We start from the raw sequence: 20660 nt of genomic DNA, 5'->3' as shown, positions 1-20660 counted from the left end.
ACTACCTCCCGGCCCGAGCCGCGGTGCCGCGGCTCCGGCGCGCTCGTGGTGTTCCCTGGGTGAAGGCAGCACCCGGCGGCGCGCCGTGGTGCTGGTACTGCCGCCTCCGTTTGTGCTTCGGCAGCGGGCGTTCGGCCCGTACCCGGACGCGGCTGGCGCTGACCGCGCCACCGGTGCCCGTGGTCACCTCTCTGGGGGTGTTGAGCTCGCGCCCGGCCATCGCGACCACGGTGCCCAGCGGGCGCTCGTGGCTGATCTTGGCGGTGAGCAGCCGCGTGATCACGATGGTGGCGACGAACGCCCAAGCCGTCGAGAAGAACCCGAAGCTCCACCCCGCCCAGCGTTCGATGCCGAGGACGACGAAGAACGCCGGGATGCCGATGAGCCACGCGACGTAGCGGGCTCTCCAGGGAAAAGTCGCTTTCGGCGGGCCGAGCCACACGGCGTCGACCCGGTAGACCTCGTCATCAGTCCTGATCCGCACGCCGCCGCCTCAGCCGGTGAACAGGCCGGCGATCCACTGGCCCACGTTCACGCCCGCGCCGCTGACCGCGAGACCGATGATGGCGAGCGCGATGACCACGCCGGCGAGCCGCCGCATGACACCGGCGTTGTCGCCCTTGCCGCCGCCCAGCCAGAGGAGCAGGAGGGCCACGGCCAGCAGGACCAGGGGGATGATGTTGTCGAGCAGCCACTGGCGCACGTTGCCCGTGCCCAGTTCGCCGCCGGCGGCCAGCGTGTCGAGGGTGGTCAAGGTCATCATCGCGATACTCCCGGTGCGCGGTGGGGCCCGCGCGGCTGTGGCTCAGGCGGTGCTTCGAACATAATGGGGGCTACGAGGGGTAGTGGTCAAAGCGCGCTGCGTAGATGACGGCTGGCTTGTCAACCGGTGTGGCGGGCAGGGCACACGAAAACTCCACGCCCACCATCATCGCGGCAAGGGCCCTCGGGTTAAAGGGAGGGCACCCATACTTCTCAGTGTGCTGACGAACTCACCCCAATGCCCGGGATTTGCTCACTGTGGGTACTGGCACCGTGGCCGTTGTGCGGCCTGGAACAGTGTGACATGACCCGAACGGCCCCGTCGCGCGAGTCCGCTCTGTGACCGTCCTCCGGCCGGTCGGCGCCCATGTCGATCTTGGCGTCCCGCGTTGTCCGTCACACCCCGCTCAAAACCTCACGCGCTTTTCACTACATAGCGTGATCAAGTGGCGATAAGTCGGAGAGCCTGCTTCTCAGGGCGCGCCCGCCAGAACGGGGATCCAACGGGCGCGCTCCGACGTCTCTCAACGTAGCGCCGCTACGATGACCTCGATCAGTTCGGCAACCTCGTGCGTATTGACTAACCAAAGGACGAGTCCCGCAGTCGCCAGCACGAACAGACCAGCGGCACACAAGACCGCCATCGCCCGCCTGAAAAGGATCTTGCTGCTCAACAGGTGGATCAAGGCCCAGGAGAATCCAGTCAACTGCACCGGCAGGTCAGCGCCGTGGCTGGAATCATACGCCGGATGGGGCGAACCCCTACGGCGGCGCGGGACTTGGGTAGTACGCTTTGACATTGCGACCTCACTTACCTGGTGCCTACCTGGTTGGTTTGTCGCACTGGCGTCCGACTGTGTCCGCAGTCGGGCGCTTTTTCTTGCGGGCCGCCACACCGCAAGTTCGTGCGTGTTAATCATCATGGAGCCTACGAGGGGTAGTGGTCAAAGCGCGCTGCGTAGATGACGAGTGACTAGTCCACCGGGGCGACGCGCACGGCCCACGAGAACTCCACGCCCACCATCATCGCGGCAAGGGCCCTCGGGTTAAAGCCAAGGCACCCATACTTCTCAGTGTGCTGACGAACTCACCCCAATGCCCGGGATTTGCTCACTGTGGGTACTGGCACCGTGGCCGTTGTGCGGCCTGGAACAGTGTGACATGACCCGAACGGCCCCGTCGCGCGAGTCCGCTCTGTGACCGTCCTCCGGCCGGTCGGCGCCCATGTCGATCTTGGCGTCCCGCGTTGTCCGTCACACCCCGCTCAAAACCTCACACGCTTTTCACTACATAGCGTGATCTTGGTGCTCAGGAGCGGCGCTGAGCGAAAACGCCCTTCGGGAACGCCCCGGCCGCAACCACCCGGCGGGTGAGGTCCCGGCCGAGCTCCTCCAGCCGGGCCAGCTTCGCCGGCCCGAGGAGGTCCCACGGCGCCTTCGCGGCGGTCTCGGTGGCGGCTTCGACGCGGTCGCGGACAGCGACGCCTTCGTCGGTCAGCGCGCCTTCGCCGTCGAGCAGGCCGCGGTCGCGCAGGCGCTGCTGGGCGGCGGCCCACTGCTCGTCGCTCCAGCCGCGCGTCAGCTTGGCCGAGTCGACGGTGAACCCGGCGCCCGTGGCGACGTGCGTGACGAGCGCTTCGACGCCGCTCAGGCCGTTGAGGACGAGGGCGGCGATGTGGCCGTCGCCGCGGTGCTCGCGCAGCAGCGTGATGGCGTGCCAGAGCGCGAGGTGCGGCGGCTCGGGCCAGTCCAGCCCGGCGTGGGCGGCGTAGAGCGGACGGCCTTCGACGGTGCACCCGGCGGTGGCCTCGCGGGCGAGCTCGGCGGCCTCGACGACCTGGTCGCTCTTGATCTCGTCTTCGCCGAGGAGCCGGGTCAGCGCCCGGTCGACGCCCTCGAGCCGGGCGGTGAGGACCTGCTCCGGCGTCGCGAGGGTCCAGGCGCGCGGGATCACGCGGGCGACGACCTCGGGGTTGAAGTTGTAGAAGGTGGCGGCGACGACCTCGGGCCCGACGGCGCCCATGGCCGCGGACCGGCTCGCGAAGTAGGGCATCCGGCCGGGCCGCAGGCCGATGCCGGTGAGGGCCTGGTCCACCTCGGGCGCGAAGTACGCCAGAGCGTGCAAGGAGTCGAACGCCGACTTGAACCGCTTCTCGTCACCCGCCATGCGCGCACCCTACTACCGGGTAACCCCGCGTGGGGACGTTCGCCGCAACGAACGTCCCCGTCGACGCGTGGGGCGGACGAGCCGGCATGTAAGCCGGATCCTGTTCCCCGGTCGCCTCACGGCTCGCGGGGCGGCGGCCATCCATCTCGGCCTGCCGTCGCCGGCAGGCTCCAGCGGCCTACCCGCAGGCTCGGACGGGCCGTCCTCGAACGCCTGCGCAGGAGCTTGCGCTCCCTCTTGGCCTTGCTCCGGGTGGGGTTTACCCAGCCGCCCCGGTCACCCGGGACGCTGGTGGTCTCTTACACCACCGTTTCACCCTTACCCCGGCCCTCGCGGGCCGGGGCGGTCTGTTTTCTGTGGCACTTTCCCGCGGGTCACCCCGGGTTGCCGTTAGCAACCACCCTGCCCTGCGGAGTCCGGACTTTCCTCGGACCGGGTCGCCCCGGGCCGCGACCGCCCTGCCTGCTCGTCCGCGGAGCCGATGGTAGCCCAGCGCCCGGCCGCCCCCGCCGCGGCGGCTGGTCGTGAGGGGAAACGGGGTTAGAACGCTGTTTCTCAGTCACGACTGGTCGGGACTGAGGTGCCTTGCTGCCTCGCCGCGGAAGGGCACCCATGGCAACCACCAGGGCGCCGAACACGGGAAGCGCCGTCCACGCGGCGTCAGTACCCCGCCGCGGCCCGGCTGTGGTGGCGGGGCCGCTCGGGTTCCGGGGGCCGTTGCGGTGGCACCACCGCCGGCGCCGGGTGCTGCCGGGCCAGCTCCGCCGTCCAGTGCAGCACCGCCGCCGGGCTGTCGAGCCCGATCAGCCCGATCAGCCGCCCGTCGCGGACGAAGCCCGTGATCGGCCGCGTTCCCGGTACCGGGGACTCCAGCAGCACCGTGTCCGTCCCGAGCATCGGGCGGCCGGCGACCTGGATGCGGACGCCGTGCTGCTCCGACCAGTACCGCGGCACCGGCGTGTACGCCGGCGACCCGGCCGGCCCCGCCAGCAGGTTCTCCGCCGCCGCGCGGCTCATCTCCACCGCGTTCAGCCAGTGCTCGTCGCGCCGCGGCGTCGCGTCGTACCGCACGTTGGGCCAGCGGGCGACGTCGCCCGCCGCGACGATCGTCTCGGACCCCAGGACGTGGCACGTCGGGCCGCACACGACGCCGTCGTCGAGCGGCAGCTTCGCCCCGCGCAGCCACGACACCGCCGGCACGCTGCCGACGGCGACCACGACGCACGCGACGTCGATCGCCCGCCCGTCGGCGAACTCCAGGCCGACCGACGTCGTGCCCGGGCGCCACCGGCGGATCGTGGTCCCGAGCTCCAGCCGGACGCCGCGGGCGGTGTGCAGCGCGGTGAGCCAGTCGCCGATGTCGGGGCCGAGCACGTCGGCCATCAGCGCCCGCGACCGGCCGAACAGGACGACGTCGCGGTTCATCTCGCGCAGGCTCGACGCGACCTCGCAGCCGATGAAGCCGTCCCCGATGACCGCCACCGGACCGGCGCTGGTGGCCAGCGCGCGCTGCAGCGCCGTCGTGTCGGACAGTGTCCGGACGACGACGACCCGCGGGTGGCCGTGCGGCGCGCCGGGCATCCGGCGCGGTTCGACGCCGGTGGCGATGATCAGGCCGTCGTAGCGGACCTCTTCGTCGCGCAGGTGCACCACCTGGCGGTTGGGCGACAGCCCGGTGACCGGGCTGTCGAAGTACCACTCCGCGTCGACTTCGAGGGGGTCGGCGAGCAGCGTCTGGGCGCGGCTGACCGCGCCGGTCAGCAGGCTCTTGGACAGCGCCGGGCGGTGGTAGGCGATGTCGGGCTCGGCGCCGAGGACGACGACTTCGCCGTCGAACCCGAGTTCGCGCAGCCGTTCGGCGGCGCGCAGGCCGGCGAGGCCGGCTCCGGCGATGACGATGCGTTCGCTCATCGGGTGGCTCCCAACACGTGGATGGCTCTCATCGGACAGGCGCGCGCGGCCGCGCGGACGTTCGGCGTTTCTCCGGCACCGGGCCGTTTCTCGTACTCGAGCTGCCCGTCGTGGCCGAGCTGGAAGACCCCCGGCGCTTCGGACTGGCAGACGCCGTAGGAGTGGCAGCGGTCGCTGTCGACGTCGACGCGCAGCGCGGCGACCTCCGGCTCGGGCTCGATGAGGCCGGCCCGGACCAGCGCCGACGCGGGCAGCACCCGCAGCGCCGACAGCAGCACCGGCGGGACGAGCAGCGTGATCCCGGCGAGCCAGACGACCGCCAGGTGCCCGCTCGAGACGGCGCCCAGCCACGCGTGCACCGCGAGCAGCCCGACGGCGAGGTAGCCGGCCTGGTGGAAGCGCAGCCAGCGGCCTTCGCGTGAGCGGCGCAGGCCCGCGGTCACCGACACGGCGACGACGAGCTCGAGGCCGGCGATGCCGATGGCGTGCCGCGGCGAGCCGTCGTAGAAGGGCAGCAGCAGGTCGGCGACGCCGAACGGGTCGTCCTCGAGGAAGAGGAACGTCAGCCCGTGCAGCGCGCCGGCGGCGAGGGTGAACGCGGCGAGCACGACGTGGCCGGTGCGCAGCGCGTCCCGGCCGCTGAACCGGCGGACCCAGCCGGCGGCGGCGAGGACGCCCCAGCACAGCGTGAGGCACATGCAGAGGTAGGTGAGGCGGCCGGACAGCGCGGCGGCCTCGGCGATCCCGGTGTCGTGCGGCGACACCGGGAGCAGCGCGGCGGACGGGGACATGGACGGGCTTACCTCCGGGTGCGCGGCGGGGTCCTGCCGGGGGTTCCGAGCAGGCGGAGCAGGCCGAACGTGGCGACGGCGGCGACGGCCACGAAGCCGGCCCCGAGTGCGATGTCCCCGGCACCGAGGGTGTCGTCTCCGGTGGCGGAGACGAGCAGGGACGTGGTTTCGGCGAGCCCGGTGCTTTCCAGGAGCGTCAGGTGGCCGAGCGAGGTGTCGACGGCGGTCTGGGCGAACGCGCGGACGTCGTCGTCGCGGGTGCCGGCGCGGACGGCGGAGGCGAGGGAGAAGAGGGTGCCGTACTCGGCGCGGAGGCGGTTGACGTAGGCGTGGTCGAACGCGTCGCCGGTGTCCGCGGCGAGTTCGCCCGCCCAGGCGCGTTCCTGCTCGGTCGGTTCGGCCGGGAGGGTGATGGCGAGCCGGTCGGCGACCGCGCGCAGGGCGACGCCGAGGCGGGCCTGGTCGTCGGCGATGCGGACGGCGACCGCGCGCACGCGCCGGTTGGTGGCGCGCTCGGCGGCCTGCCTGCTCGCCGGCGTCGCCCACAGCGCGTGCTGCTTCAGGCGTGTCAGCAGGGTGCGGTCGGTCTGCTGCAGTTCTCCGGCGGAAGCGGGGAGAGCGCAGCCGAGCACGAGCGCGGTCGTGGCGGCGAACAAGGCCACGAATCGGAACGGCATCCCCGTTGTCCCTTCGCGAAGTAGTCCTCACCGGTGGTTACGGGGAAAAGGTGCGACCCGGTTCTCGCCGTCACCTTTTAGTGACTGTGACGTGCGTCACAAGACAGAAAATGAACCGACCGGGTTGGGACCACGGCTAATTGGGCAAGGAAACTAATGCATATGGCCTATTAAGTGATTGTGCGCTACGCTCCGGAGGCCCCACGGTCCGCCAGTCAGGTGAGGTTGCGAGCTTTATGGAAGCACCGGGCAGAGAAAGTCGCGGCCACGTCGGCCACACCTCGTCCGCGATCGCGGTCGAAGCGCGCCCCGACGCGGGAGACGACCTCGTCCCGTTGCTCTACAAGGACTTCCGCGCCACCCTGTTTGCGCAGGTACTGGCCCTGACCAACCACGACCGGCAGTGGACCGAGGACGTCGTGCAGGAGACCATGATCCGCGCGTGGCAGCACTCCGGAACGCTCCAGCGCGAGCCCGGAATGCTGCGCGGCTGGCTGCTCACGGTGGCGCGCCGGATCGTCATCGACGGCTGGCGAAATCGCCGGGTCCGCCCGCAGGAGGTCGCTCTGGAGATCCCGGAAAACGCCGAGCCCACCGACCGCACGGACAGTTCGTTAGCCGCACTAACGATTGGCCGAGCATTGTCGGAACTGGACGAGAAATATCAGGCCGTCATCGTCGAGACCTACCTCGCCGGAAACACGGTCCGGCAGGCGGCGACAATTCTGGGAATTCCCGAGGGAACCGTGAAATCGCGGTTGTACACGGCGATGCGGCAATTGCGGAAAGCGCTCGGGGAGGTGGCGGTCCGATGAGGGCGGAGCACCGGGCGGCGGCGGCCTACGAACTGGGTGTCCTCGACGACGCGGAAGAGTTCGAAACCCACCTGCGCGGCTGTCCCCGCTGCCGGGAGCTCCTGGCGGAGTTCCACCCGGTGTCCGAGGCCCTCGAAGCGGCGGTCCGGCTCGGGTACCTACCCGGCGGTGGCCCGCCGGCCGGCGAGGCTGCGGCCTCCGGTGCCGGTCTCCCGGCCATGGGTGGCTCCGCCGCCGGTGGCGACCCGGCGTCCGGTGGCGCCGTCCCGCGGCCCGAGGCCGACTACCCCGCGCCGAGCGGCGGCGCGGCCCGGGGCCGGAAGCCGAGCGTGTTCTCGCGCCGGCGGGGGATGGCCGCCGGCGCGCTCTTGCTGCTCGCGCTCGGGGCGGCCTCAATGGCCGCCCGCGCTGCCCGGCCGGCCACCGCGAGGACCTGGTTCGCATCCGCTGCGTCCATCGTCTCCCCTGCTCAGATCGTGGCCGGTACCGGCCGTGACCTGCGGGATCCCCCGTGTCGGGCCGGTTTCCAGTAGTCTGCCCCAACCCAACATGAAAGTCCTTACGGTGGATACCGAAGTAAATCCCGAGCACCCCGTCAGCGGGGCTTCGGTACCGAAGCGCCCCGCCCCGCGGCTCCCCGGCCGCGAGCCCGAGCTCAGCCGCCTGACCAGCCTCTTCCCCGTCGCGCTCGGCGGGACGGCCGCGAGCGCGGTGCTGGTCGGCGAGTTCGGCATGGGCAAGAGCGCCACGCTGCACGCCACCGCCGCGCTGGCCGCGGACGCCGGCTTCACCGTCGCGATCGCCACCGGGTCGCGGCTGGAGAGCCACCTGCCCGGCGGGGTCGCCCGCCAGCTGGCCGACGCGCTGGACCCCGGCTTGGCGCAGGTCCCCGCCGAGTGCGGCCCGGCCGGCGAGAGCGAAGCGCTGGACCGCTTCTTCCGGATCGTCCGGGACGCGACCGAGCGGGGTCCGCTGTTCCTCGGCATCGACAACGTGCACCTCGCCGACGCCTGGTCGATGCGCTGCCTCGCCTACATCCGGCACCGCGTGCTCGACCTGCCGGTGTTGATCATACTCACCTCCTTGATCGGCCACCCGCCGCACCACGAGGTGGCGCTGCTGGAGATGGCGGGCTGCACGCCGGCCACGATCACCCTCAACGGCCTCGGCGACGCGGGCGCGGCGGAGATCCTCGGCCTCGCCCCGGGCGAGCTCGCGACCGCGTGCCGCGAGGCGACCGGCGGGAACCCGTACCTGCTGCAGGCGCTGCGGCCGCGGCTGCTGCCCGGCGCGGACCCGCACGAGCTCGGCTCGTCGCTGATCGGCCAGGTGCTGCACACGCGGATGGCGGAGTTCCCGCACGCGCCGGCGATCCTGCACGCCGCCGCGATCCTCGGCGAGGACGCCGGCTTCGACCTGCTGGCGCAACTCGCCGGCGTCGACGAGTTCGAAGCGCTGCAGGCGATCGACACCATGGTCCGGCTGCACGTGCTGAACAACAGCAACTCCCCGACGCTGACCTACCCGTTCGTCCGCAACTCCGTCCTCAAGGACATGCCGAAGACCACGCGCGCGGTCAACCACGCGCGGGCGGCGAAGCTGCTGTCGGAGGCCGGCGCGCCGCCGGAGCGCGTGGCCGCGCACCTGCTCGACGCGACGTCGATCCGGATCCCGTGGGGCGTGGACGTGCTGCGGCTGAGCGCGCGCAACGCCGTGTTCTCCGGCCGGTCCGAGCTGGGCGCGCGGTACCTGCGGCGGGCGCTGGAGGAGCGGCTGACGTCGGGCCGCCGGGTGGCCGTGCTGCTGCAGCTGGCGCACGCGGAGTTCCAGGCCGACCCGCCCGCCGCCGCACAGCGCGTCCGGGAGGCCGTCGACACGATCGGCAACCGCGACACGGCCGCGTTCATCGCGTCGGCGATGCTGCTGTCCCTCTGCGGCGGCCAGGACGCGCGGCTGGCGATCAGCGCGGCCGGCCAGATCGCCGCGCGGCTCGACGCGGGCGGCCCGGACGCCGTCTGGCCGCTGCTGTGCATGACCTACCTCGCCGAGGCCGGCAGCCGGCTCGGCCCGCCGCCGGAGTTCCGCGACTTCGAGGAGCAGTGGGCGCCGCTGACCGACCCGGCGGCGCAGCGCAGCCGCTCGGCGCTGCTGGCGCTGGACGCCGTCCGCAGCGGCGAGTCCGCCCAAGACGCGGTCGCGCACTTCGCGGACGCGTTGACCGGCGACGACGGCGAACTCTTCGAACAGCACTATTTCTTCACCCTGGCCACGTCGGTGCTCGCCGACGAGCCCGCGCACGTCGACCGGCTGTGCCGCGTCCTCGACGTCGAGCGCGAGCCGTGGGACGTGCACGTGCCGCACGGCGCGCTCCCCACCCTCGCCCGCGGGATCGCGCTGCAGGCCAGCGGCGACCTGCAGCGGGCGAGCGTCCACTTCGAATCGCTGCTGCGCCGCTTCGACGAGCGCGGCGGGACGACGACGTGCCCGGTCGGCGTGCTGTGCGCGGCGAAGCTCGTCGAGTGCTGGGTGGACCTCGGCCGGTTCGAGGCGGCGACGTCGCTGCTGGACCGGATGGACTTCGTGGCGAGCCAGGGCCTGTTCACCCACACCTATCTGCTGTACGCGCGCGGCCGCCTGCGCGTCGCGACCGGGTACACGCGTTTCGGGTTCGAGGACCTGCTCAGCTGCGGGCGCCGGCTCGCCCACCACGGCATGCGGTTCCCGGGGTTCGTGCCGTGGCGCGCGCACGCGGCGCGGGCGGCGCTGGCGCTGGGCCAGGCCGACGACGCGGCCCGGCTGGCCGAAGAGGACATCAACGCCTCCGCTCGCTGGGGCGCGGCGCGGCCGCTGGGCACGGCGTTGACGACGCTGGGTCTCGTCCGCGAAGACGACGAAGCCGAGCGCGCGCTGACGAAGGCGATCACGACGCTTCGCTCGTCGCCGGCCCGGCTGCAGCTGGCGACGGCGCTGACCGAGCTGGGCACGCTGCAGGCGCGGCACGGCCAGTCCGAAAAGGCCATCGAGACGCTGCGGCAGGCCGTCGAGCTGAGCGAGCACTGCGGCGCGCGTCCGCTGGCCCGGCGCGCGGCGGAGGAACTGCGCTCGGCGCGGCGGGCGCTGACCCCGGCGAAGGACAACGAGCACGGCTTGACTCGGCAGGAGAACCGCATCGCCGTGATGGCCGCGCAGGGGCTGACGAACCGCGAGATCGCGACGGCGTTGCACCTCACGCGGCGAACGGTGGAGCTGCACCTGTCCGGCGCGTACCGCAAGCTCGGCATCCCCGGGCGCGCGGAACTCGGCGGCGCACTGGCGAAGTCGCACCGCGGCGGGTGAGTCAGCTCACCAGGCCCAAGCCGAGCCACAACGCCCCGGTCGCCGCGGCCAGGCACAGGGGTGTCGTGATCGCCCCCAGCGCGTGGAACGTCTTCGCCGACGGATGCTCCGGCAGCGTGCGGCGCCACAGCAGCGTCGCCAGCGAGCCGAGGTAGCCGGCGTTCGGGCCGATGTTGACGCCCAGCAGGACGGCCAGCAGCACGCCCGGCGCCGGGCGCGGGCCGAGGACCGACAGCAGGATGAGCGTCGCCGGGAGGTTGTTGACCAGGTTGGCCAGCAGGGCCGCCACCCCGGCCGCGACGAGGAGGTCGAGCAGCCCGGTCGACGTCGGCAGGACGTCGCGCAGCAGCCCGCCGAGCACGTGTTCCGAGACCGCCTCGACGACGACCGCGAGGCCGAGCACGAACAGGCACAGCTGGGGCGAGGCCTCGGTGACCAGCTGCCACGGCTTGATCTTGCCCATCGCCAGCGCCCGGACGCCCAGGATCAGCGACGCCAGCGCCGCGATCCAGACGGGCTCCACGTGCCCGAGCTGGCCGACGCCGAAGCCGGCGAGCGTCAGGCCCAGGACGACCAGCGCGAACGTCGGTGTCTCCAGGTGCTGTTTCGGCTCGGCGGTCTCGCGCGGACGCAGATCTGCGGCGAAGAAGCGGAGGAACACGAGCAGCTCGATGACGATCGTGACCAGCCACGGCAACGCCATCGCCGCCGTGAAGCCGGCGAAGGTCAGTCCGGACGCCGCGAAGGCGAGGAGGTTCGTCAGGTTGGACACCGGCAGCAGCGTCGACGCCGAGTTCGCCAGGTGCGCGCACGCGTAGACGTGCGGCCGGGGCGGGAGTTTCAGGCTGGTGGCCGTCGCGAGGACGACCGGGGTGAGCAGGACGACGGTGGCGTCCAAGCTGAGGATCGCGGTGACGCCGGCCGCCGCGGCGAACGTGAGGACGAGCAGCCGGCGGGGTTTGCCGTGGCACGCCTCGGCCAGGCGGTTGCCGAGCCAGGTGAAGACGCCGTCGACACTGGCCAAAAAGGACAACAGCAGGATCGCGGCCAGGAAGCCCAGGGTCGGCAGGATTTCGACGGCCCGCTGCCCGGCGGCTTCCGGCCGCACGAGACCGAGCAGGAGCGCGAGACCCGCCGCGGGCACGGCCGCGACGGCTTCGGGCCAGCCGCGGGGGCGAACGATGGCGAAGACCAGCACAGCGGCCAGGAGCGCCAGGCTTCCCGCCCCGGCCCAGAAGTTCACGCCCCCACGCTAATCGACGCCCGGCACGGGGTTGCCGGGGCGGGCCCTACGGCGTGCCGGGCATCGTGATCGTCTGGCCGGGCTTCATCGTCGCCCCGCAGTCGTCCAGGGGGCCGCCGAACCGGTCCGCCGCCACCGCCGGGATCGTCTTCGCCGCGTACTCCTGGGCCGCCTTCAGCTTCGCCGGGTCCGTCACCGCGTCGCGGCGCACCCAGTCGCCGTTGCGCAGGCCCTCGATCGGCGACGAGTAGATCAGCACGTAGTCCCGGTCCAGCCGCGGGTCGAGCGCGATGCCATTGCCGGCCGCCCACGGGCCCCACGAGTGGATGAACGTCGGCTTCACCGTGTCGAACACGTAGTCGCGCAGGCCCGCCAGGTCGTTGTCGTGGACCAGGTCCGCGATCGGCTTGTTGACCAGGCCCGCCATGTCGACCAGCTCGAGCCGGCTCGTCATCGACGAACCGCCGAGGTCCGGCAGCAACAGCGACGCCTTCTGGATGCCCAGGATGTCCGCGTAGGTGTTGAACCCGCGGCCGAACCGGTCGGCCACCAGGCAGGCCGTGATGTTCGGGTTCTTCGCGAACTTGTCCGCCGCGGCCGCGAACCCGACCGCCGACGGCACGAACGCCCCCACCAGCACGACCACGATCCCGACCCGCAGGAGCGCACGCCGGTGCCGCAGCAGTTCGCCCGCCGAGAGCGTGCCCGCGATGACGGCCAGCGGCCACACCGGGCTGGCGAACCGGTGCTGGTACATCCAGTCGGCGACCATCACGCCGTACGCGACGATCCCCAGCCCCAGCGGCACCAGCAGCGCGATCAGCGACCGCCGCCACGGCGCCTTGACCAGCGCGAAGACGATCACCAAGGCCAGCAGGACCACACCCGCCCAGCCCGCGTAGCCGGCCAGCTCGAACGGCCGCTTGAGAGCGTCGATGCCGGGCAGGCCCTGCTGCTTGGCCACCGACGGGTTGGCCAGCAGCCGCCCGAACTCCGCGTGCCGCCACACGACGTACGCGCCGAACGGCACCGCGAACGCCGCCACCGACAGCAGCGCCAGCCGGAAGCTCTTCCAGAACAGGCCGCCGCGCAGCAGGAACAGCGCCGTCAGCGGGTACGCGCCCGCGTAGATCAGGCCTTCCGGCCGGGTCAGCGCCGCGAACGCGACCATGACGCCCGCCCACAGCGCGACCTTGGGGGTCAGCAGGCGGTCGTTGCGGACCGCCACGAACAGCGTCACCGCCAGCGTGACGACGGCGAACGCGAACAGCGAGTTCTCCAGGCCGGACACGACCCAGATGACGAACGACGGGATCGTCGCCAGCGTCAGGCCGGCGATCAGCGTCGCCAGCCACGCGAAGCGCGTGAAGATCTGCTTCGCCGCGATGTGGCAGGCGGTCAGGATGCCGCCGGTGAACAGCAGGCCCAGCGCCTTCGGGAACAGCACGTAGTCGGGGATGCCGAAGAGCGCGCCGTGGTCGAAGAGGCCGACGAGCTTGCCCAGGCCGAGCAGGACCATCCACGTCGGGTCGGAGAAGCCCTCGACCGGCGGGGCGCCCGGCTGCAGCACCGGACCGAGGCCGTCGGCGAAGCTGCGGGCGTAGGAGAAGGTGATGGCGGCGTCGTCGACGATCCAGTGGCCGTAGCGGGTGGCGTGGGCGGCGACCGCCGCGACGCCGGCGAGCACGGCCAGCACCGGCGCCAGGCGCGCGCCCCAGCCGCGCGTGGTCGTCGCGGGTGCCGGGTCCTCGGGGACGTCGCTCGGGGAGGTCTCGGTGAGTGCGCTAGCCGTCATGTCCTCGTCACTGTTCCGCCCGCAGGCTTCTGCCGGTGGGATACGCGCGAGCTGGCGCCCCCTTAGTGGGCCGATCCAGCCGGCCCGCCACCGCGGCGACGCGGTCGAGACACTGTAGCCAATACCCCATCCGGGGTCGGCCACGCGTCGGCGTTGACCGTGATCCACCCCACATTTCAGCCGGTCAGGCCAGGTGCGAGGTGTCGTTGACCAACCGGACCGAAGCGTTCCCGTCCGGGTAGAACTCGACGATCGACAGCGACGCCAGGTCCAGGTGCAGCCGGAACAGCAGCTGCGGTCCCGCGTCGAGGCCCATCCGGAGCAGCGTCTTGATCGGCGTCACGTGGCTGACCAGCACCAACGTCTTGCCGCCGTGCTCGGCGATCAGCTCGTCGCGGGCCTTGCGGACGCGCCGGTGGACGACGTCGAAGCTCTCCCCGCCGGGCGGCGGCACCGAGCTGTCGCCGAGCCACGAGGAGTGCAGTTCGGGGTCGCGGTCGGCCGCTTCGGCGAACGTCAGGCCTTCCCAGTCGCCGAAGTCGGTCTCGATGAGGCCGGGGTGGGTCTCGACGCGGCCGCCGAGCGCGTCGGCGACGGCCTGCGCGGTCTGCTTCGTCCGGGTCAGCGGCGAGGAGACGATCGGGACCGCCTGGCCGTCGACGACCAGGCCGTCCATCGCGGCCAGCCGCTTCGCCGCCGCGGCGGCCTGCGCGCGGCCCAGCTCGGTCAGCGGGACGTCGCCGCGGCCGGAGTAGCGGCGCAGCGCCGACATCTCCGTCTGGCCGTGGCGCAGCAGGAGCAGCCGGGTCGGCGTGCCCTTCGCGCCGGTCCAGGCGGTCGTCGCGCGGTCGGGCTTGCGGGTGGGCAGCTTTGGCAGTGCGGGCTTTCCGGCGGCCGCGTCCATGGCCTCGTTGGCGAGCCGGTCGGCGTGGGAGTTCTGCGCGCGCGGGATCCACTCGTATTTCACGCGCGAGAAGCCGGCGGCCAGCTCCTTGGCACGTTCGGCGAGCGGCTGCATGTCCGGGTGCTTGATCTTCCAGCGCCCGGACATCTGCTCCACCACGAGCTTCGAGTCCATCCGGACGTCCACAGTGGACGCACCCAGCTCGGCGGCGGCGGTCAGCCCGGCGATCAGGCCCTGGTACTCGGCGACGTTGTTGGTGACGACGCCGAGGCTCATCTTGCGCTCGGCGAGGACCTCGCCGTCGCTGTCCTTCACGACGGCGCCATAGCCCGCGGGGCCCGGGTTGCCGCGGGACCCGCCGTCGGCTTCGACGATGACGTGCGACGTCACAGACCCGACTCCATGGTCCGGACCAGGATCGCGCCGCAGTTCTCGCACTGGATGACGTCGTCCTCGGGGGCGGCCTTGATCTCGTTGACGGTGTTGCGGTCCAGCTCCAGCTGGCAGGCGCCGCAGCGGCGGGCCCGCAGCAGCGCGGCGCCGATGCCCTTGTGCTCGCGGACGCGCTCGTAGAGCTTGAGCAGCGGCTCCGGGAAGCGCGGCAGCAGCTTCGCGCGGTCTTCGTCGCGGCGCGCGCGGGTGGTGTCCAGGTCCTTGAACGCCTCGTCGCGGCGGGCGATCGCGGCGGCGACCTCCGCTTCGGCCTTGTCGACCTCGGCGCCGGTGCGCTGCGCGTCCATGCCGAGGGCTTCGCGCTGTTCCATCAGCTCCAGCAGGTCGTCTTCCAGCGCGCTCTGGCGGCGCTGCAGGGTCTGCAGCTCGTGCTCGATGTCGGTCATCTGCTTCGAGTTGACCGAGCCGGACGCGAGGAGCTTGCGGTCGCGGTCCTCGCGGGCGCGCACCGACTCGATCTCCTTCTCCTGCCGGGCGATCTCGCGGTCGAGGTCGGAGGCGGCGGTCTCCACGGACACGAGCGCGTCGCGGCGCTCGCGGGCGGTCTTCTCCCCCGCGTCGATCTCGGCCAGCTCGGGCAGGGTGCGGCGGCGGTGCGCGGTGCGCGAGAGCTCGGCGTCCACCTTGGCGAGCTCGAGCAACTGGCGCTGCACGGCGGGTTCGGCCTTCACGGTGCTCCTCTAAATCGATGTGCGCTCGGCGCGGACGGTCCACGGGTCGGTGCACCGCGTGGAGACGTGAATGTCGACGTTACCCGTAAACGCTTCCGCCACGACCGCCGAGGCTTGCCCGCACCACGGCCATTCGCTGGCCCAGTGGGTGAGCCCGACCAGCGCGGGCACGGGGCCGGGGTTCGCCAGGTGCTCGCCGGCGGGGTGATGCCGCAGGTCGGCGGTGACGAAGGCGTCGACACCGGCGGCGGTGGCCTGCTTGAGGTAGGAGTCCCCGGCGCCGCCGGAGACGGCGACGGTGCGGATCGGCCGGTCGGCGTCGCCGGCACCGAGGACGCCGGGCACGGTCGCGGGCAGGGCGTCGGCGACGCGCTGGACGAACCGCGCGAAGGGCTCCGCTTCGGGCAGCTCGCCGAGGCGGCCGATGCCGGTGACGCCGTCTTCGTTGGGTGAGAGGGGGCCGGTGACGCGCAGCCCGATCGCCTGCGCGAGGGCGTCGGACACGCCGGGGTCGGCCGAGTCGGCGTTGGTGTGCGCGCAGTAGAGGGAGATGCCCTCGCGGATCATCCGGTGGACGAGCGCGCCCTTGGCGGTGTCGGCCGGCACGCCGTGCACGCCGCGCAGCAGCAGCGGGTGGTGGGCGACGATCAGCTGCGCGCCGAGCGCGGCGGCCTCGTCGACGGTCTCGGCGACCGGGTCGACGCAGAAGAGCACGCGCGTGACGGGCTCGGCGGGGTCGCCGCAGACGAGGCCGACGGCGTCCCACGACTCGGCGAGCGCGGGCGGGTAGGCCTGCTCCAGGACGGTGATGATTTCGGAAAGCGCGGGCACCGGGGGATCTTCGCATGTACCGTCGCGGGCCATGCGAGTACTGGCTGTGCTCTTCGCGGTGGTGTCGGGCCTGGTCCTGGCTTCGGTCCCGGCGTCGGCTTCGTCTCCTGGCCTGTGGCACCTGACGGACCTGGCGGCGCAGCGCGTGGCGATCGCCGACCAGGTGGCGGCGGCGAAGTACGGAACGCCGTCCCCGATCGACGACCCGGCGCGCGAGCAGCAGATCTACGACTCGGTGTCGGCGCAGGCGCCGGGACTGGGCCTGGACCCGGCGGACGCGGTGCGGTTCTTCCACGCCCAGATCGAGGCGAACAAGCTGGTGCAGCGCGGGCTGTACGCGCGCTGGGACGCCCACCCGTCGGAGGCCCCGACGACCCGGCCCGACCTGGGGCAGATCCGCCCGGTGATCGATCGGGTGAACGCGGGGTTGCTGACGGAACTGGCGGCGACGCTTTCGCTGCGCGGCTCTCGCGCGTGCCCGGCACGGCAGCTGGTGGCGGCGGGCCTGGCGGACGTGGTGCACCACTTCGACGCCCTGCACGTGCGGGCGCTGGGCGAAGCGACGTCGGCTACCTGCCTGGCTTGACGGGGAGGCGCCCCGGCGGCGGGTCCACCGCCGCCGCCGCGAGCGCCGTGTCCGGCGTCAGTTGCAGTTGCCGCAGCAGCCGCAGCCCTGTCCGGTGCACTTCGAGCAGCACCCGTGCATGATCGCTCTCCTTCCGGTTCGCGTCCTCGCGTGATCGACGCTAAGCGGCGGCGCGGGGCGCCGGGTACCGCCGAGTGAGCGGGTGACCGGGTGAACCGGCCGGTTACGCTCGCGGCGTGACGCACCTCGTCTTCGTCTGCTCCGGCAACATCTGCCGCTCCCCCATGGCCGAGCTCGTCTTCCGCGCCCACCTCGACGACGCCGGTCTCACCGATGCGGTCCGCGTGTCCAGTGCCGGGACCGGGCCCTGGCACGTCGGGGAGCCCGCGGACAAGCGCGCCCGGGCGACGCTCAAAGCTCACGGCTACTCCACCGAGCACGTCGCCTCCGAAGTTTCGGACGAAGACCTGGCCGCCGACCTCCTGCTGGCCGCCGACGAGGGGCACGCCGAGTTCCTCCGGGCGCGGGTCGACGACCCCGCCAAGGTGCGGCTGCTGCGGTCGTTCGACCCCTCCGCGCCCGAAGGCGCCGAGGTCCCGGACCCCTACTACGGCGGTGACGACGGCTTCGAGGACGTCCTCGGCATGGTCGAACGCGCCGTGCCCGGTTTGCTGGATTGGGTCCGTTCGCGCGGGTAGCGGTCACCATCCGCGGAGGTCGGCGGGCGGCCGCGGCGGGGCACGGCCTACCGTGGTGGGGTGCGGTTGCGGTTCCTGCTGAAGCCCGGGTGGCTGGCTCTGACGGTGGTGGTGTTCGCCTTCGCCATCTGCTGCTTCACGCTGCTTTCACCGTGGCAGTTCAGCCGCAACGCCGAACGCGAGCAGCAGAACTCCGCGCTCGAGGCGTCGTTCACCGCCGCGCCCCTGCCGCTGGCCCAGCTGCTGCCGCCGGGCAGCGTGCCCGACCAGCGCACCGAGTGGCACCTCGTCTCGATCAGCGGCCAGTACCTGGCGGACAAGGAAGTCGTCGCGCGGCTGCGGACGGTCCAGGGCGAGGGCGCCTACGAGGTGCTGACGCCGCTGCGGACCACCGACGGCACGGTCGTCCTGATCGACCGCGGGTACGTCCGGCTCGACAGCAAGTCCGGCGTGCTGCCGTACGCGCCGCCGCCGCCCGGGACGGTTTCCGTGACGGCCCGGGTGCGGGCGGACGAGACCGACCCGAAGAACCGGGACGCCTTCGCCGACGCGTCGACCGGCGGGAAGCTGCAGAGCTACGTCGTCGACTCGCGGGTCGTCGCGCGGGCGGGGAAGCTCGACATCCGGCCGGGGTACTTCCAGCTCGACGCCGGCCAGCCCGGCGTGCTGGGCGCGTTGCCGCTGCCGCAGACCGACTCGGGGCCGTTCCTGTCGTACGCGCTGCAGTGGATCGCGTTCGGCGCGATGGCGCTGCTGGGGTGGCTGTACTTCACCGTCCGCGAGCTGAAGCCGGGCGGAGCGCTCGACGCTTCCGCGGCGCCGACGCAGCGGCGGAAGTCCGTCGCGGAGATCCTGGCCGAGGACGAGCTGGCCGAAAGTGGCCATCAGAAATAGCTTTGCAATGGACCTTTGGTAAGGCCACTTGCGGTGGTGACACTGGGGTCATGCTGATCCACCCCTGGGACGCCGTCGCGGACGCGGAGTGGCGCGACTGGCTGTCCACGCACGACTTCGGCCAGCTGATCGCCGGCGGTGCGGGCCGCGACCTCCCGGTGGTGACCCCGGCGCACTTCGCGTTCGACGGCGACGACACGGTCATCACGCACCTGGCGCGCCCCAACCCGATCTGGCCGCTGCTGGAGGAGCACCCGCGGGCGCTGCTGACGGTGGTCGACGACTACACGTACATCCGCGCGGACTGGAACACGGCGGGTGACCCGGCGGTCGGGGTGCCGACGTCGTACTACGCGACGGTGCAGCTGGAGGGCGACGTCCGGCTGGTCGACGAGCCGGAGGCGAAGGCGGCGTTGCTGGACAAGCAGCTGCGCCACTTCGAAACCGACGGCGCCCGGGCGCGGGTCAGCGCTTCGCCGGAGTCTTCGGACCGGCGGTTGCTGCCCGGGATCCGCGGGATCGAGTTCACGATCACGGGGGTCCGGGCGAAGTTCAAGTTCGGCGGCAACAAGACGGCCGAGGACCGGGAGCGGATCGGCTCGAAGCTGACCGAACGCGACGGGCGGCTCGATCGAGAAGCGCTGGCGCAGCTGCGCCGCCGCGGCTGAGGGCCCTTCAGCCGCGACGCGCGTCGCCGTCAGCCGCCGCAGCCCGGGACGGGGAGCACGGCCAGGGAACCGTGGATGGTCTCGCCGGTCGCGTGGTTGAGCGCGTCCGCGGTCATGATCTGGGTGACGCCCGGCTGGTTGGCGGTCGCGTGCTGTTCCCGGATGCCGGCGGTCGTCGAGACGTCGTCGCCGGTGAAGAAGACCTTGCCGTTGTCGGCGAAGGTGATGGACCAGACCTGACCGGCGACGGTGGTGTGGATCTCGAACTCCTCCCCCACGACGAACGACCCGCCGGGGCCGTCGTCGTCGTGCTTGGACTTCAGCGTGAACGTCGTGCCCAGGCTGCCGGCGGAGTCCTGCTCGTAGGTGGGACCGCAGCGGCGCTGGGCCTCGGCGGTGCCGGTGACGAGGAGACTCAACAGGCTCGCGGTGATCACGCCTGCCGCAATGTGCTTGTACCGCACGAAAATCCTCCCGGTAATCGTGGAGCGTTGCCTACGCCCGTCGATACGCGGAGGAGTTACAACGTCAACGCGAGCGGCGCCAGAACCCCGCGACCACCGCGAGCACCACCGAAGTGACACCGGCCAGCCATCCGACCACGCGGGACAGCTCCACCGCCCGCGTCACGTGCCCGGCGTCGGGATTCCGCCCCACCCCGAGCACCGGCAGCTCCGCCACCCCGTGCGGATAAACCGTCCGCCCGCCGACGCGAACTTCCAGCGCTCCCGCGAAAGCCGCCTCGACGCGGCCCGCGTTGGGGCTCGGGTGGGCGATCGTGTCGCGGCGCCACGCCCGCCACGCTCCGCCCGCCGAGCCGCCGACCACCGGGGCCGCCAGCACCGTCAAGCCCGCCGCCACGCGGGTCGGGACCAGGTGGACCAGCTCGTCCAGCCGGTCGATCGCCCAGTGGCCCCGCCGTCCCATGCGGGCGCGGCGCAGCAGGCTCACCGTGCGCGCTCCGAGCAGCCCCGGGACCCCCGCCACCGCGCCCCAGACCAGCGGCGCCACCACGGCGTCCGAAGTGTTCTCCGCCACCGTTTCCACCGATGCGCGCGACAGCCCCACCAGGTCCAGGCCGTCGGCCACGCGGGGGTCCAGCTCGGACAGGGTCGCGCGGGCCGGGTCGAAGCGGGACTCCTCGAGGTCGCGGGCCAGCTCCGTGCCCTGCAGGGCCAGGCCGGCCGCGCCGAGGACCGCCCAGGTCGTCACCGCCGTCGCCGACGCCTGGACCAGCGGGCGGCCGCGGCCGGCGCGTTCGAGCAGGAGGCCGCCGATCACCGCGACGCCCGCGGCCACCGCCCCCGAACGCTGCGGGAGGCGGCGGAACGCCGTCACCGGGAGCCGCCGACGGGGGTCGCCGAGGGCGCCGTCGGCCGCCACGCCCAACACCAGTCCGATCGCGCGCGCCGCGCTCACCCGTGCCCCCCGGCAAAAGAAAGTCCAGTACCCGAGGAGG

The 20660-nt window shown here is 72.3% G+C and carries 22 protein-coding genes and 1 other RNA gene; 7 read left to right on the top strand and 16 right to left on the bottom strand.

The features are described from left to right. Position 1 precedes the first annotated feature (1 nt). The 8 genes from AB0J40_RS38475 to AB0J40_RS38440 form a co-directional block, all read right to left on the bottom strand. Complete coding sequence (locus AB0J40_RS38475; RefSeq protein WP_364463714.1) at positions 2-484, bottom strand: hypothetical protein; 483 nt, start codon at positions 482-484, stop codon at positions 2-4. 9 nt (positions 485-493) lie between these two features. Then, positions 494-763 carry a hypothetical protein gene (locus AB0J40_RS38470; RefSeq protein ID WP_364463711.1) on the bottom strand — a complete coding sequence of 90 codons (270 nt, stop codon included), beginning with the start codon at positions 761-763 and terminating at the stop codon, positions 494-496. A gap of 523 nt (positions 764-1286) precedes the next feature. Further along, positions 1287-1436: a hypothetical protein gene (locus AB0J40_RS38465; protein WP_364463709.1), complete on the bottom strand. Its 150-nt coding sequence runs from the start codon at positions 1434-1436 to the stop codon at positions 1287-1289. 634 nt (positions 1437-2070) lie between these two features. Beyond that, positions 2071-2928, bottom strand: a complete 858-nt coding sequence (locus AB0J40_RS38460) for a hypothetical protein (protein WP_364463706.1) — start codon at positions 2926-2928, stop codon at positions 2071-2073. A 73-nt stretch (positions 2929-3001) separates the two neighbouring features. After that, positions 3002-3397, bottom strand: an RNA gene (rnpB, locus tag AB0J40_RS38455) — RNase P RNA component class A. A 191-nt stretch (positions 3398-3588) separates the two neighbouring features. Beyond that, on the bottom strand, positions 3589-4839 hold the full coding sequence (locus AB0J40_RS38450) for an FAD/NAD(P)-binding oxidoreductase (RefSeq protein WP_364463703.1): 1251 nt from the start codon (positions 4837-4839) through the stop codon (positions 3589-3591). Beyond that, positions 4836-5630 carry a ferredoxin gene (locus AB0J40_RS38445; RefSeq protein ID WP_364463700.1) on the bottom strand — a complete coding sequence of 265 codons (795 nt, stop codon included), beginning with the start codon at positions 5628-5630 and terminating at the stop codon, positions 4836-4838. Before AB0J40_RS38445 ends, AB0J40_RS38450 begins: the two co-directional genes overlap by 4 nt. 8 nt (positions 5631-5638) lie before the next feature. Beyond that, the gene (locus tag AB0J40_RS38440; RefSeq protein ID WP_364463697.1) at positions 5639-6307 is read right to left on the bottom strand and encodes a DUF4142 domain-containing protein; all 669 of its coding nucleotides are present in this window, start codon (positions 6305-6307) and stop codon (positions 5639-5641) included. 236 nt (positions 6308-6543) lie between these two features. On the opposite strand from AB0J40_RS38440, the gene AB0J40_RS38435 reads away from it, so the two are divergent. The 3 genes from AB0J40_RS38435 to AB0J40_RS38425 are packed head-to-tail and all read left to right on the top strand — an operon-like array spanning position 6544 to position 10458. Then, positions 6544-7122: a sigma-70 family RNA polymerase sigma factor gene (locus AB0J40_RS38435; protein WP_364463694.1), complete on the top strand. Its 579-nt coding sequence runs from the start codon at positions 6544-6546 to the stop codon at positions 7120-7122. Further along, the gene (locus tag AB0J40_RS38430; protein ID WP_364463691.1) at positions 7119-7655 is read left to right on the top strand and encodes a zf-HC2 domain-containing protein; all 537 of its coding nucleotides are present in this window, start codon (positions 7119-7121) and stop codon (positions 7653-7655) included. The genes AB0J40_RS38435 and AB0J40_RS38430 overlap by 4 nt, the downstream gene beginning before the upstream one ends. Before the next feature lie 31 nt (positions 7656-7686). After that, complete coding sequence (locus AB0J40_RS38425; protein WP_364463688.1) at positions 7687-10458, top strand: AAA family ATPase; 2772 nt, start codon at positions 7687-7689, stop codon at positions 10456-10458. Position 10459: 1 nt separating this feature from the next. On the opposite strand, the gene AB0J40_RS38420 is transcribed toward AB0J40_RS38425, so the two are convergent. The 5 genes from AB0J40_RS38420 to AB0J40_RS38400 form a co-directional block, all read right to left on the bottom strand. Further along, positions 10460-11701, bottom strand: coding sequence for an SLC13 family permease (locus tag AB0J40_RS38420; RefSeq protein ID WP_364463685.1), 1242 nt, complete (start codon positions 11699-11701; stop codon positions 10460-10462). A 46-nt stretch (positions 11702-11747) separates the two neighbouring features. Continuing rightward, positions 11748-13496 (bottom strand): hypothetical protein, encoded by a 1749-nt coding sequence (locus AB0J40_RS38415; RefSeq protein ID WP_364463682.1) that lies wholly within the window; start codon positions 13494-13496, stop codon positions 11748-11750. Between the two features lie 184 nt (positions 13497-13680). Beyond that, on the bottom strand, positions 13681-14790 hold the full coding sequence (locus AB0J40_RS38410; RefSeq protein ID WP_364463679.1) for a bifunctional RNase H/acid phosphatase: 1110 nt from the start codon (positions 14788-14790) through the stop codon (positions 13681-13683). Further along, a complete protein-coding gene (locus AB0J40_RS38405; protein ID WP_364463677.1) occupies positions 14787-15524 on the bottom strand; it encodes a C4-type zinc ribbon domain-containing protein in 738 nt (245 codons plus the stop codon). Before AB0J40_RS38405 ends, AB0J40_RS38410 begins: the two co-directional genes overlap by 4 nt. A gap of 9 nt (positions 15525-15533) precedes the next feature. Further along, positions 15534-16355 carry a Nif3-like dinuclear metal center hexameric protein gene (locus tag AB0J40_RS38400; protein WP_364463674.1) on the bottom strand — a complete coding sequence of 274 codons (822 nt, stop codon included), beginning with the start codon at positions 16353-16355 and terminating at the stop codon, positions 15534-15536. A 31-nt stretch (positions 16356-16386) separates the two neighbouring features. On the opposite strand from AB0J40_RS38400, the gene AB0J40_RS38395 reads away from it, so the two are divergent. After that, complete coding sequence (locus AB0J40_RS38395; RefSeq protein ID WP_364463671.1) at positions 16387-16941, top strand: chorismate mutase; 555 nt, start codon at positions 16387-16389, stop codon at positions 16939-16941. On the opposite strand, the gene AB0J40_RS38390 is transcribed toward AB0J40_RS38395, so the two are convergent. After that, the gene (locus tag AB0J40_RS38390) at positions 16925-17053 is read right to left on the bottom strand and encodes a hypothetical protein (RefSeq protein ID WP_364463668.1); all 129 of its coding nucleotides are present in this window, start codon (positions 17051-17053) and stop codon (positions 16925-16927) included. The genes AB0J40_RS38395 and AB0J40_RS38390 overlap by 17 nt on opposite strands. 124 nt (positions 17054-17177) lie before the next feature. On the opposite strand from AB0J40_RS38390, the gene AB0J40_RS38385 reads away from it, so the two are divergent. From AB0J40_RS38385 to AB0J40_RS38375, 3 genes are read left to right on the top strand one after another with little or no spacing between them, the layout of a single operon-like run. After that, positions 17178-17639, top strand: coding sequence for a low molecular weight protein-tyrosine-phosphatase (locus AB0J40_RS38385; RefSeq protein WP_364463665.1), 462 nt, complete (start codon positions 17178-17180; stop codon positions 17637-17639). A gap of 60 nt (positions 17640-17699) precedes the next feature. Continuing rightward, positions 17700-18533, top strand: coding sequence for an SURF1 family cytochrome oxidase biogenesis protein (locus tag AB0J40_RS38380; protein ID WP_364463662.1), 834 nt, complete (start codon positions 17700-17702; stop codon positions 18531-18533). 50 nt (positions 18534-18583) lie between these two features. Then, positions 18584-19201: an FMN-binding negative transcriptional regulator gene (locus tag AB0J40_RS38375; RefSeq protein WP_364463659.1), complete on the top strand. Its 618-nt coding sequence runs from the start codon at positions 18584-18586 to the stop codon at positions 19199-19201. Between the two features lie 29 nt (positions 19202-19230). Here AB0J40_RS38375 and AB0J40_RS38370 read toward each other — a convergent pair whose 3' ends face one another. Then, a complete protein-coding gene (locus AB0J40_RS38370) occupies positions 19231-19638 on the bottom strand; it encodes a hypothetical protein (protein WP_364463656.1) in 408 nt (135 codons plus the stop codon). Positions 19639-19729: 91 nt separating this feature from the next. Next, positions 19730-20620, bottom strand: a complete 891-nt coding sequence (locus AB0J40_RS38365; protein ID WP_364463654.1) for a cobalamin biosynthesis protein — start codon at positions 20618-20620, stop codon at positions 19730-19732. Positions 20621-20660: the final 40 nt, after the last annotated feature.

This window comes from Amycolatopsis sp. NPDC049691, assembly GCF_040675005.1.
GTDB lineage: Bacteria > Actinomycetota > Actinomycetes > Mycobacteriales > Pseudonocardiaceae > Amycolatopsis.
Note: the sequence above shows the minus strand (reverse complement) of the source record. Positions and strands in the feature narration are given on the sequence as shown.

Excerpts from the sequence above, each read along its gene's own strand:
- AB0J40_RS38415 (WP_364463682.1), bottom strand. The coding sequence starts at position 13,496 with ATGACGGCTAGCGCACTCACCGAGACCTCCCCGAGCGACGTCCCCGAG.
- AB0J40_RS38470 (WP_364463711.1), bottom strand. The coding sequence starts at position 763 with ATGATGACCTTGACCACCCTCGACACGCTGGCCGCCGGCGGCGAACTG.
- AB0J40_RS38445 (WP_364463700.1), bottom strand. The coding sequence starts at position 5,630 with ATGTCCCCGTCCGCCGCGCTGCTCCCGGTGTCGCCGCACGACACCGGG.
- AB0J40_RS38460 (WP_364463706.1), bottom strand. The coding sequence starts at position 2,928 with ATGGCGGGTGACGAGAAGCGGTTCAAGTCGGCGTTCGACTCCTTGCAC.
- AB0J40_RS38435 (WP_364463694.1), top strand. The coding sequence starts at position 6,544 with ATGGAAGCACCGGGCAGAGAAAGTCGCGGCCACGTCGGCCACACCTCG.
- AB0J40_RS38450 (WP_364463703.1), bottom strand. The coding sequence starts at position 4,839 with ATGAGCGAACGCATCGTCATCGCCGGAGCCGGCCTCGCCGGCCTGCGC.
- AB0J40_RS38430 (WP_364463691.1), top strand. The coding sequence starts at position 7,119 with ATGAGGGCGGAGCACCGGGCGGCGGCGGCCTACGAACTGGGTGTCCTC.
- AB0J40_RS38440 (WP_364463697.1), bottom strand. The coding sequence starts at position 6,307 with ATGCCGTTCCGATTCGTGGCCTTGTTCGCCGCCACGACCGCGCTCGTG.
- AB0J40_RS38375 (WP_364463659.1), top strand. The coding sequence starts at position 18,584 with ATGCTGATCCACCCCTGGGACGCCGTCGCGGACGCGGAGTGGCGCGAC.
- AB0J40_RS38395 (WP_364463671.1), top strand. The coding sequence starts at position 16,387 with ATGCGAGTACTGGCTGTGCTCTTCGCGGTGGTGTCGGGCCTGGTCCTG.